This is a genomic window from Rheinheimera sp. (assembly GCF_020217005.1).
Taxonomy (GTDB): domain Bacteria; phylum Pseudomonadota; class Gammaproteobacteria; order Enterobacterales; family Alteromonadaceae; genus Pararheinheimera.
Window position 1 is genome coordinate 1 of record NZ_JAIWOI010000202.1, and the last position, 10,000, is coordinate 10,000.

Genomic DNA, 10,000 nt, shown 5'->3' on the forward strand with positions numbered 1-10,000 from the left:
CTGCTATTCCGGCGAACTGGGTGATTAAATAAAGTGCATATAGTAAAAGGCCTGCGCTTAAAAAGCAAAAAGGGATCTGCAAAACAAGAGTAAATTCGCGCACGGCTTGACAGGCTCTGACAGAGTGCGGCGGGGAAGAGAGTTATAAGCGCTTTTGCCGTCGACAACGCTCAGAGCAGTACTTTATTTCAGGCCAGTTTTTTTGCCACTTTTTCCGCCAGCTAAAAGTCAGGCCGCAGCAAGCGCAAGTTTTTTGAGGAAGAAGTAATTTGTGATGGGTCATACAGGCTCCGTTTTGTCTGAATACGGAGCCAGCAGCAAAAAGGATCGGCTAAGAATCTAAATACGGACGGCCTGACATCATTTGCTTAGCCAGTTGAGATTCGGCTTCAGCGTCACTTAGTTCCAATGTGGCGAACTGCACATCAAATTGAATTAAATCATCGTCAGGCAGCAGTTGAGCTATCAGTTTATCCGGCACCTGACCTACCTGACGATAGGCATTAATAGCCACCTGAGCAGCCTGTTCCATCAATTGAAAGAATTGGCCTAAAGGAAATTGTTGAAATATTTCTGCATCTAATTGCGCCCAGCCTAATAAATCACCACTGATACTGCCATCAGCATGATCAGTAAATAACATAGACACTGCAGGGAAAGGCGGGTTTTCTCCTGATTGGTAGTTGTCCAGATCCTGTTCGTCAAATACCAGTATAAAACCAAATCCCGGGCAGCCTTCGGCATCCATATCATCAAAAGCAGGATCGTAAATTAAATACAAGGGACTATCTGACATGGGTATTCTTATTCCAAACCAACAAGGCGCGCTATTTTACCTAAGCTTGGGCTTGAGCTAAAGCTGTAATTGTTAACTTGGTGTTTTAATGCGGTATTTAGTTACTTTGGGTTGGTTATTTCTTCGTCATTTCTCTGCAGTTCAGCCGATCTTCTGTAGCCTGAGGTACTCAACATAGTCAGGCTGGGCTACAATCGCCGCATTGACTGGAATTTATAGTTGTAAAGAGAGTAACCAATGAGTGAATTCAGCCGCATTTCTGTTGCAGCGGCGCAACAGCAAATAGAGCAGCATAATGCAGTAGTTGTTGATATCCGCGATGAGCAAAGCTATGCCTCAGGCCATATAGCTAACTCTTTTCATTTAACCAATGGCAGTCTGAATCAGTTTATGCAGCAAACTGAGTTTGAAACTCCTGTGGTTGTCGTTTGTTATCACGGAAACTCTAGTCGGGGGGCCGCCCAATATTTGGCGCAACAGGGTTTTGAAACTGTATTTAGTATGGATGGTGGTTTTGAAGCCTGGCGTCAGCAACTGCCATTTGTCAGTGAATCTCATGATTAAAATTGGCGATTTTGCCTCGTCTGCTGCGGCGTTGAGTTTGGCTGATTATTGTAAGAATCAGCAGTTGGACGTCAGCGTGGTGGTGCATTCTGTCGATCAGGCTGAGTTATGGTGTGCGCCAGAGCATGCAGAGCAGGTGGTGGCCGAGATAGAGCGCTTTTTGTTGAATCCTTATGCCGATCGTTATCAGGCGGCTGCCTGGGACAGGTCAGAGCTAGCAGACTCTGGCACCGCTTCTGCTGGCATTTCAGGCTACTGGCAGCAGTTATGGTCCAAAGGAGGCTGGTTTACGCATCTGATCTGGATCTCCACTTTGCTGGTGTATGGCTGGCAACAACTGGATCCCTGGTCTGCTTTGGCGGCACTGCAGTTAAAACCACAATTGGGTCTGAGTCTGGAGCAAGGTTGGCGTTGGTTTACCCCAGGCTGGTTGCATTTTTCTGCGTCCCATCTGGTGTTTAATCTGATTTGGGTTTGGTACTTATTAGGTCCACTTGAGCTAAAACTGGGGCGTATTAGCGCAATAAGCCTGACCTTGCTGGTGTTGCTGGCCTCCAATTTGGCTCAGTTTGTGATAGTCGATGCGAACTTTGGTGGTATGTCCGGCTTGGTCTACGGTTTGTTTGGTTTTTATTGGATATGCGGCTGGTTAAAACCACATTGGGGTTTACAGATCAGTTCCGGTTTAGTGGGCTTTATGCTGGTATGGCTGCTGATCGGATTTTTTGACTTATTATGGATTTCTATGGCGAATTGGGCGCATTTGGCTGGTTTAGTGGCAGGTTGTTTCTGCGCGCTTTTGTTGACCGTCGCCGACAAATGGCTTACCGCTCAGCGCTGACAGTGCGGTAAGCCAGAATGGCGTTACTCAGTGATATAAGTACTTGGTAAATAATACATCTTTTAAAATATCTTGGCCTGTCTCTTTTTTCAGGGTATCACGCAATTCGTTTAGGATTTTTAAACGGATTTCTTCCCTGCCTGTTAAAGATTTTATGGTATCTGCATTTTCACGACCAAAAGCTGCGACTATTTTGTCCAGTATTAAGGGTTCGTGGTGTTCAACCACTTCCAAATACTTTTTATCCATAATCATCAACTCCATAGTCACACGCACGTAACCCAATTCTTCAGTCGTTGGGGTAACGTAGTTAGTGACTATGTCAGGGTCAAAACCAAAATATGCATAACTGGCCTTCATCGGCGTATTGGCTGCTTCCTGTGCCCAAAGGTTTTGACTTAACAATAAAAAAACAAAACAAGTCAGCGCTTTTTTCATCCGGTTTACTCTTTCATTTTTATCAAACATTCAAAAAAGGATCTTACCCGAAGGTCAGGCGTTAAGCTATCAAAGCTGGCATTTCTTTTGCCAGCTTCAAGCGTTGTGACACCATTTTTCCGGTTAACGCAAAACCTATCAACTCACCCGAAGGACTTTGAAATCGGGCAATCCAATCCAGTCCTTGCCCATTAAAAGTCCATTCTCCCTGCTGATCTGGTGCCGCTGGCCAGCTAACTACAGGCAATGCAGGCGATTTGACAATCACGGGCATGACCGGTAGTTGCACAGCTGCGGTTTGTCCTGCCAGGGTGGCTGCCAGAGTTTTAGCTGACAAGCTAATAGGCTGAATATACATCAGGTTATAGCCGCATAGTTCTGCGCAATCGCCCAAAGCATAGATATCGCGGACCGAAGTTGCCATAGTCTTATCCACCTTAATACCTCTGCCGCAGTCTATTCCTGCCTGCAGCGCCAGTTGCAGCTTAGGTTTTAAGCCAACGGCAGAGAGGATCAATTCAGTATGCAGGCAACGGCCATCAGCCAGTGTCAGCTTTAGCTCTGTTTCGAGTTCAGCTTCTGTTATGGCTGAGCCCCAATAAAACTCTATTCCCAGTGTTTCCAGCTCCTGTTGCAGTAGCTTGCCTAAGGGGCGTGGCAAAAGCTGAGCCAAAGGTTGCTGCTCTAATGCAACAACAGACACCTTAAAACCGGCAACAGCTAAATCGTTAGCATATTCAATGCCAACTAAACCGGCGCCCAACACGGTGATTTTGTTTTTGTGCTGGCTTTGCTGTAAAAAGTTTCGGTAATCGGCTAAATCATTCACAGACCAAACCCGTCCTGTGGTTGCTTCTGGTAATGCCAGTTGCACCGGACTGGCTCCTGTTGCCAGCACTAATTGTGTGTAGTTGAGCAGACCTTTATTGGTGTCTACCTGATGTTGGTCCGGTCGGATCTGCTCTGCATGACAGAAAGGCCAGATAGTGATATTGAGCTCCACCGCCATTTGTTCCGCTGTTTTTTGGATCAGGTCGTCAGCGCTTTTGTTTTTGCTAAAACCGTTCGATAGTAAAGGTTTGGAATAGTAATCTGCGCTGTCGCTGCTGATCAGATAAATCACGCGGTTTGGGTCTAGTTTTCGCAATTCTTTGGCCAGACTATAGCCTGCGTGGCCGGCTCCAATAATTAAGGTATGGCAATAGGTCATTTTAGTTTAAGTGGCCATGACAGAATTCCGTTATGGTACCCATTTCTTCAGCACAAGGCATTACATACCAATACAATGGCAAAATTGTTATGATGCGCAGCATCTTAGTTGTAGTTTAATTTTATGCACAGCACAGACAGTCTTTTTCAGCTAGAAGCTGCCTGGCAAAACGCCGGGCAACTGGTTTTGCCGTCTCAACTCGAATCCTGGTTAGTCAGCGAGGGGTCTCTGACTGCGCTGCTGAAGAGTCGTTGCCAGACGTTCAGGTTGGAACTGGTTACAGAGCACTGGCAAGCATTGCCGGGCTTTTTACAGCAGCAATGGCAGCAGGTTCAGGGGTTAAAACGCGACGTTATTCTGTGGTGCGATCACAAGGCCTGTGTTTATGCGCAAAGCTGGTTACCAGAATCGACGCTGGAACAGATGCAGCCATTAGCCAGATTGGGTGCTCAGCCCTTGGGCGAATACATTTTTCAGCATGCCAGTTTGCAGCGGGGCCAGATTGAAGTCGCTTTGCTTGAGGCCGGTTTATGCTTACCCGTCATTGGCAGACAGGGCGAGCTGTGGGCCAGACGTTCAGTTTTTTCTGTGCAACAGCGGCCATTGCTGGTGCAGGAAATATTTTTGCCCGGAGTGCTTGAGTTATGAGATGGCAGTTGCAATCGCAGCATTGGCCTTATTACCGCCAGTTAATGCGGCTGGACAGACCTATAGGTATTTATCTGTTGTTATGGCCAACCTGGTGGGCTTTGTGGTTGGTTTCAGCTGGACGGCCGGATTTAACTTTATTGCTGGTGTTCAGCGCTGGGGTGGTTTTGATGCGCTCCGCAGGTTGTGTGATCAACGACTACGCTGATCGTAACTTTGATGGCCATGTGGAGCGCACCAAGGCCAGACCTTTAGCCAGTGGTAAGGTTAACAGCGCTGAAGCATTACAGCTTTTTGTTCTGCTGATGCTATGCAGTGCCAGTCTGCTGCTGTTTTTAAGTCAGGCAACAGTCTTGTTAGCTTTAGTCGCTGCGGCTTTAGCTGTTGTTTACCCCTTTATGAAGAGATTTACCTATTTACCCCAGTTTGTGTTGGGCGCTGCTTATAGCTGGGGTATTCCTATGGCTGCTATGGAGGTCACAGGCAGCATACCACTGTGGATTTGGGCTTTGTATCTGGCGAATTTAGTTTGGACAGTGGCTTTTGATACGTTTTATGCCATGGTGGACATGGAGGACGATCAAAAAATAGGCGTTAAATCCACAGCCTTGTTATTTGGCCGCTACTGCCATCCTGTTATTGCCTGCCTACAACTGATCTTTTTAGCCTTGATGGCCTGGGTCGGTCAGCAAAATGGCTTGAACTGGTTTTTTTATGCCGGCTTGTTGCTGGTATTTTTGAGTTTTGTCCAGCAACATTGGCAGGCCAAAACCCAGGGGGGGGCAGGCTGTTTTCAGGCGTTTTTAAATAACCATTACAGTGGTCTGCTGTTATTTGTTGGTATAGCTTTATCCCTGTTATAAGCCGACACTTTTCTCCGTCGCCATGGCAGTAATACTGCTCCTGACAAGGTAAAAAATAAGGCCGTGGCTGAAAAAGCGATCAGCAGAGGATGATTAAAATCTTCCCTGTCCTGGTAGTCCATAATGTGCAGCATCCAGACAAAATCAAATATACGCCAGTTATTCGTGCGCACCGATAACAGTGCGCCTGTATGCTCTTCCAGATAAAAGCTACTGGCTTGCTCGTCTGCAAACTGTACCCGCCAGATTGGAGGCGTTAAATGCCGTACTTCAAAAGGGAGCTGCTGCAGTTGTTGTACCTGAATTATCTCGGCCTTGCCCTGATACTGTAATCTGGCCAGTTCTTTGACTTGCTGCTGATTTAAAGCGGGCAATTCTTCTCCAGTGAGGGCGGAATAATAGAAATGCTGCTCAGCATTGCTGAAGTGGTACAAAGGTATGTTGCCTTGTTGGCTTAGTCTGAACTGATACGCCGGATGTTGCTTGGCTAAAGTGGCTGGCGAAATAGCCTGGCTCCAGTCTGGTGCAGTGAAGGATTTACGCAAATGTTCTCCCCGAACCTGCTCTATTGGTAACACACTCATCACCAGGCCGCTGCCAAACCAGCAGAGTAATTGCAGTAATAAAATCCAACCAAGGTACTTGTGGACTTTTCGCCATAAAGCCAGACGCAGTATGAAAGACATAGGAAAAAACTTTAGCAAATGGGCAAGAAATTACTTTGCCAGAAACGACAAAAAACTGCGAGCTATCCCGCAGTTTTTGCAATGAGCTGATTGTGCAGAGCTTGAGCTCAAGGCTGAACTGGAGGCGCAGGGAAGCGGACTACAGGGCCTTGTGCATTTTGGCCCGGAGCCAGATAGGCCGGGGCAGGTTGGCCTGCAGGCCCGAGGTGTTTGACAAATTGGTAAATGGCTTTTAAGTCATCTTCCTGCATATCTCTCAGTGCAAACCAGGGCATAGGCGGACGATATTTTGCTGTTTTTGCCATCTCTAGCCACTGTTGCTCTGTCAGCTTACTCATACTTAAGCGTAAATTGCTTGGATAAGTAGTGCCCCATGGACCTTGCCAGCCCAGTTGGTCGCCCATCAACCATTGCTCTTTTGGTATCTGTCCTGCAGTTTGGGCATAGCCTGACGTATGACAATCATTACAACCCGCAATACGTGATAAGTATTCGCCGCGTTTTATAAGCTGCTCAAGCTGCTGTGTTGTTGCTTCCGTCGCCACAGCCTTGGCCGTACAGAAGTTAATTAAAATAAACAAACCAAAAATAAGGGGGTGGCTTTTCATCATCTATTCCTATGCTGTTTTCACTTGTTCAATACGCTGAGCCTGATAGCGGCAAGTCACAGGCAGAAGCTTAAGCACTGCTTTGGACTGACTTCACTACTTCTGAGTGCACTTTTATGTGTAAAAGTGTAATTGCAATCTCAATACATCATGTTTGCTGTCTGAAGGCTTCTTGGCTGCAGGGCGCTATAATAAAGGGCCTGCTAAGCCGAACTGGCTAAATTACAACTAACATAATCCTAAATTAATCTTAAGAAATTGCATTTTATCTTTTTGAGGGAATTTTGACCTGTTGCAGATTTTTTTGCTTTACCGTTATGCTTCATGTCCGGGCTGAGATAAGGGGATACATCAATGGTTATAGTGTTGAATCAGGACCTGCAGGACTTTATCCATCAGGGACTGTCTATCACAGCAGCCTCTCGGGATCCCCGTCTTATTCCTTCGATTAGTAAAGCTCTTGCCTGTCAGGTATTGCCGGATATCGGTGCTATTCGTCTTTTTGTAAATAAGGTTCAGGCCGGACAATTACTGGCTGATATCGTCAGCTCTCAGCGCATTGCAGTCACTTATTGTTTGCCGAGCAGCCATAAAACTATTCAGATTAAAGGCAGGCATGCAAAACAAACCGAATTACTGCCGGGAGATCTGGAGCATACCCAGCAGTACGTCCAACGCCTATGTGAGGATCTGGAGTCAATGGGGTACGATCCGGATACTATCAGGCGTTATTTACATGTTGATCCTGAGGAACTGGCGGCCATCAGCTTCATGCCGGATTCTATCTTTGAACAGAGCCCGGGCGAAAATGCCGGCGAACCCATGGAGTTGAGTTGATGTTAAAGCTGGAACAGTTGCGAAACTGCTTTGAAGGCTATATTCCATCTACTATTGCCACCTGCGATCCGGATGGCATCCCTAATGTCAGCTATGTGTCACAAGTGCATTATGTCGACAGCCAGCATATAGCCCTGACCTTTCAGTTCTTCAATAAAACCCGTAGGAATATTCTGGAAAATCCTCAGGCCACTTTATTAATTGCAGACCCTTATACAGCCGCAAAATACCAGTTGGCAGTGTTGTATCGGCGTACCGAAGAATCAGGTCCTTTGTTTGAAAGTATGAAAGCCAAACTGGCAGGTCTGGCGTCTGAATCTGGGATGCAGCACGTATTTGTACTTAAGGGCGCTGATATTTATCAGGTGTTGAGTATTGAAGCCCAGGAAAAAGCCAGCGCTGCACTGTTGCCTGTTCATGATCCACTGTTGACGCTGAAGCAGTTGATGCAACAGTTACATCAGGCTCAGGATTTAGCACAACTGTTTCAACTGACCATGTCAGGGTTACAGCAAGGTTTGGCTATTGAACACGCCATGTTACTGATAGCTGATGAAGCTGCAGCCAAGCTTTATACGGTAGAGACTGTTGGTTATGTCAACTCGGGCATCGGCTCTGAGATCCCCTTTGGCTGTGGGGTGATAGGAACCGCGGCTTTGTATAAAACGCCAATACGAGTAGGGCATGCGGCACTGGATTACAATTATCTGCAGCTTCTTGATAAATGTCCGGAATCTGCATTGCAGCCTTCACTAGAAACTTTGATTGCTTATCCGGGATTGGCTCAACCTCAAAGTCAATTGGCTGTTCCAGTGTTATCGTCACAACGTTTACTGGCCGTGTTGTATGTTGAAAGCAAACAAGTGCGGCGTTTTAGCTATTCGGACGAAGATATGTTGACCTGTCTAGCGATGCAATTAGCCTTGCATATGGTAAGACTGCAACCAGCAGACGCAGAGACCGAGTTATGTTGTCCCGAGATCCAGCCGGAGCGGCTACCGGACGGAGCTATGGTTGGCATCCGTTATTTCAGTCGGGATCATAGCGTATTTGTAGAGCAGGACTACCTGATTAAAGGTGTTGCAGGCGCAATTTTATGGCGCTTACTCAGTTTGTACCAGCAACAAGGTCGGGTGCAGTTTTCCAATAAAGAACTGCGACTTGATAAGGCGCTGAATTTACCCGAAATAGATGACAATCTTGAAACCCGATTGCTACTGCTGCAAAGACGTTTGGCAGAGCGCTGCGATTTTATCCAAATCCGTAAAACAGGCCGCGGTAGTTTTCTGCTGGACGTGCGGCGGGCTTTACAGCTTATGTGCCAGGCCTGACTTAAGCCGCTGGATCGATCCGTCCCTGAAGACTGCTGTTATGTCTGAACCAGCCAGCTATGCTGTAGCGGGTTTCTGAGGCAGCTAATACCTCATGTGGGAAGCGGCAACTTTCAAAAACCACTAAAGTTCCGGCTTTTGGCTGTACTTTGCTGACTAATTGTTCCTGTTCGTCATAAATTAACAGTTCTCCGCCTTGCTCCACTGTATTGAGGTAACAAACGGTGGACAATACCCTGTTCGAACGGCCGACAAAGGCATCCAGGTGCTTCTGATAAAAATCCCCTAGCTGGTAACGGGCGTAATGGGCTTCAAAATCTATTAAGCCCAAAAAACAACGCCGGTTCATATCCTGTTGCAGTTGGGCCATCAATTGTAAATACCGCTGCTGCACAGGGTTGTTATGGCTCAGCCAGGCCGTGTGGTCTCGTCTTATTTGCTGATTCAACTGGTGTTGGCCCTGACGTCCAACTCCTGCCGCAGTCAGCGCTTGTTGTTGTACATCCTGATACAAGTCCTGACACAAATCAGCCGGGATCGCCTGCTCCAGAACGACATAACCTTGCTGATAAAAGGCGGGTGCTATTTGTTCCAGCCAGTCTGTTAAGGTGGGCCATTGATAAGACATTCAATCAGTCTGCTTTGAGTGATCAGGAAATTCCGGCTTTGTACGCCAGAAGCTGTATGCTGTCAAGACAGCAGCGCTATGTAACGCTGCTGTCTTGAAGTCGCTTGACTTAATACTGGTAATAACTGGCTTTTTTCAGTAAGGCCGCTGCATCAATTTTACCTGTTACACATTGGTTTATATCCGCTTTTTTTACTACCCAATAGTGATCTTTTGCATCGTTCCGACCGGACAAACTTAATTGGAAAGAAACAAACTCCTGCTCTTTTAAATCGCGTAAACTGGCACCGTAATCACACAAGGTATTGCTGAATACCTGGCCTACTTTGGCCACCAGCTCAGTCTGGCGTTGTGCTGCCAGTTTTTGTTGTTCAGCACGTTTTTTATTGTATTCCTGCTCTTGCTCTGTCAGAGTCTTTTGCAACTGTGCCAGTTGGTTTTTCAGTTGGTCTGATTTTTGCGTAATTTCTTTTAACTTCTTTTGCTGCTCAGCATCGAGCTTACCTACTTTAGAAGAAAATTCGATATCGCGTTTTTCCCGTTCGTAATC

The 10,000-nt window shown here is 46.6% G+C and carries 14 protein-coding genes; 6 read left to right on the top strand and 8 right to left on the bottom strand.

The window, feature by feature from the left end:
- Positions 1–142: 142 nt before the first annotated feature.
- Together LDL40_RS09845 and LDL40_RS09850 are read right to left on the bottom strand one after the other, a co-directional pair.
- On the bottom strand, positions 143–283 hold the full coding sequence (locus tag LDL40_RS09845) for a DUF2256 domain-containing protein (protein WP_300995156.1): 141 nt from the start codon (positions 281–283) through the stop codon (positions 143–145).
- A 48-nt stretch (positions 284–331) separates the two neighbouring features.
- Positions 332–796, bottom strand: coding sequence for a hypothetical protein (locus LDL40_RS09850; RefSeq protein ID WP_300995157.1), 465 nt, complete (start codon positions 794–796; stop codon positions 332–334).
- Between the two features lie 237 nt (positions 797–1,033).
- Between LDL40_RS09850 and glpE the strand changes: the two genes are divergently transcribed.
- Both glpE and LDL40_RS09860 read left to right on the top strand, forming a co-directional pair.
- The gene (gene glpE / locus LDL40_RS09855) at positions 1,034–1,360 is read left to right on the top strand and encodes a thiosulfate sulfurtransferase GlpE (RefSeq protein ID WP_300995158.1); all 327 of its coding nucleotides are present in this window, start codon (positions 1,034–1,036) and stop codon (positions 1,358–1,360) included.
- Entirely contained in the window at positions 1,353–2,201 is an 849-nt protein-coding gene (locus LDL40_RS09860) for a rhomboid family intramembrane serine protease (RefSeq protein WP_300995159.1), read from the top strand. The genes glpE and LDL40_RS09860 overlap by 8 nt, the downstream gene beginning before the upstream one ends.
- Before the next feature lie 27 nt (positions 2,202–2,228).
- On the opposite strand, the gene LDL40_RS09865 is transcribed toward LDL40_RS09860, so the two are convergent.
- Both LDL40_RS09865 and LDL40_RS09870 read right to left on the bottom strand, forming a co-directional pair.
- Entirely contained in the window at positions 2,229–2,639 is a 411-nt protein-coding gene (locus tag LDL40_RS09865; protein ID WP_300995160.1) for a flagellar basal body-associated FliL family protein, read from the bottom strand.
- A gap of 61 nt (positions 2,640–2,700) precedes the next feature.
- Positions 2,701–3,849, bottom strand: a complete 1,149-nt coding sequence (locus LDL40_RS09870) for an FAD-dependent oxidoreductase (RefSeq protein ID WP_300995161.1) — start codon at positions 3,847–3,849, stop codon at positions 2,701–2,703.
- Positions 3,850–3,972: 123 nt separating this feature from the next.
- Between LDL40_RS09870 and LDL40_RS09875 the strand changes: the two genes are divergently transcribed.
- Positions 3,973–4,497, top strand: coding sequence for a chorismate lyase (locus tag LDL40_RS09875; protein WP_300995162.1), 525 nt, complete (start codon positions 3,973–3,975; stop codon positions 4,495–4,497).
- Positions 4,494–5,360, top strand: a complete 867-nt coding sequence (gene ubiA, locus LDL40_RS09880) for a 4-hydroxybenzoate octaprenyltransferase (protein ID WP_300995163.1) — start codon at positions 4,494–4,496, stop codon at positions 5,358–5,360. The genes LDL40_RS09875 and ubiA overlap by 4 nt, the downstream gene beginning before the upstream one ends.
- Here the strand turns inward: ubiA and LDL40_RS09885 are convergent.
- Positions 5,312–6,046: a PepSY domain-containing protein gene (locus LDL40_RS09885; protein WP_300995164.1), complete on the bottom strand. Its 735-nt coding sequence runs from the start codon at positions 6,044–6,046 to the stop codon at positions 5,312–5,314. The two genes, ubiA and LDL40_RS09885, sit on opposite strands and share 49 nt — an antisense overlap.
- A 107-nt stretch (positions 6,047–6,153) precedes the next feature.
- Positions 6,154–6,654, bottom strand: coding sequence for a hypothetical protein (locus tag LDL40_RS09890; protein WP_300995165.1), 501 nt, complete (start codon positions 6,652–6,654; stop codon positions 6,154–6,156).
- A gap of 354 nt (positions 6,655–7,008) precedes the next feature.
- Between LDL40_RS09890 and LDL40_RS09895 the strand changes: the two genes are divergently transcribed.
- The gene (locus LDL40_RS09895) at positions 7,009–7,491 is read left to right on the top strand and encodes a hypothetical protein (protein WP_300995167.1); all 483 of its coding nucleotides are present in this window, start codon (positions 7,009–7,011) and stop codon (positions 7,489–7,491) included.
- The gene (locus LDL40_RS09900; RefSeq protein ID WP_300995169.1) at positions 7,491–8,822 is read left to right on the top strand and encodes a GAF domain-containing protein; all 1,332 of its coding nucleotides are present in this window, start codon (positions 7,491–7,493) and stop codon (positions 8,820–8,822) included. Before LDL40_RS09895 ends, LDL40_RS09900 begins: the two co-directional genes overlap by 1 nt.
- 1 nt (position 8,823) lies before the next feature.
- Here the strand turns inward: LDL40_RS09900 and LDL40_RS09905 are convergent, their stop codons facing one another.
- Positions 8,824–9,450: a 2OG-Fe(II) oxygenase gene (locus tag LDL40_RS09905; protein WP_300995170.1), complete on the bottom strand. Its 627-nt coding sequence runs from the start codon at positions 9,448–9,450 to the stop codon at positions 8,824–8,826.
- Between the two features lie 109 nt (positions 9,451–9,559).
- Positions 9,560–10,000: hypothetical protein (locus LDL40_RS09910; RefSeq protein WP_300995171.1), on the bottom strand; the 441-nt coding region annotated here is incomplete at its 5' end.

Coding starts and splice junctions, on each gene's coding strand:
- LDL40_RS09845 (WP_300995156.1), bottom strand. CDS start 283: ATGACCCATCACAAATTACTTCTTCCTCAAAAAACTTGCGCTTGCTGC.
- LDL40_RS09850 (WP_300995157.1), bottom strand. CDS start 796: ATGTCAGATAGTCCCTTGTATTTAATTTACGATCCTGCTTTTGATGAT.
- glpE (WP_300995158.1), top strand. CDS start 1,034: ATGAGTGAATTCAGCCGCATTTCTGTTGCAGCGGCGCAACAGCAAATA.
- LDL40_RS09860 (WP_300995159.1), top strand. CDS start 1,353: ATGATTAAAATTGGCGATTTTGCCTCGTCTGCTGCGGCGTTGAGTTTG.
- LDL40_RS09865 (WP_300995160.1), bottom strand. CDS start 2,639: ATGAAAAAAGCGCTGACTTGTTTTGTTTTTTTATTGTTAAGTCAAAAC.
- LDL40_RS09870 (WP_300995161.1), bottom strand. CDS start 3,849: ATGACCTATTGCCATACCTTAATTATTGGAGCCGGCCACGCAGGCTAT.
- LDL40_RS09875 (WP_300995162.1), top strand. CDS start 3,973: ATGCACAGCACAGACAGTCTTTTTCAGCTAGAAGCTGCCTGGCAAAAC.
- ubiA (WP_300995163.1), top strand. CDS start 4,494: ATGAGATGGCAGTTGCAATCGCAGCATTGGCCTTATTACCGCCAGTTA.
- LDL40_RS09885 (WP_300995164.1), bottom strand. CDS start 6,046: ATGTCTTTCATACTGCGTCTGGCTTTATGGCGAAAAGTCCACAAGTAC.
- LDL40_RS09890 (WP_300995165.1), bottom strand. CDS start 6,654: ATGAAAAGCCACCCCCTTATTTTTGGTTTGTTTATTTTAATTAACTTC.
- LDL40_RS09895 (WP_300995167.1), top strand. CDS start 7,009: ATGGTTATAGTGTTGAATCAGGACCTGCAGGACTTTATCCATCAGGGA.
- LDL40_RS09900 (WP_300995169.1), top strand. CDS start 7,491: ATGTTAAAGCTGGAACAGTTGCGAAACTGCTTTGAAGGCTATATTCCA.
- LDL40_RS09905 (WP_300995170.1), bottom strand. CDS start 9,450: ATGTCTTATCAATGGCCCACCTTAACAGACTGGCTGGAACAAATAGCA.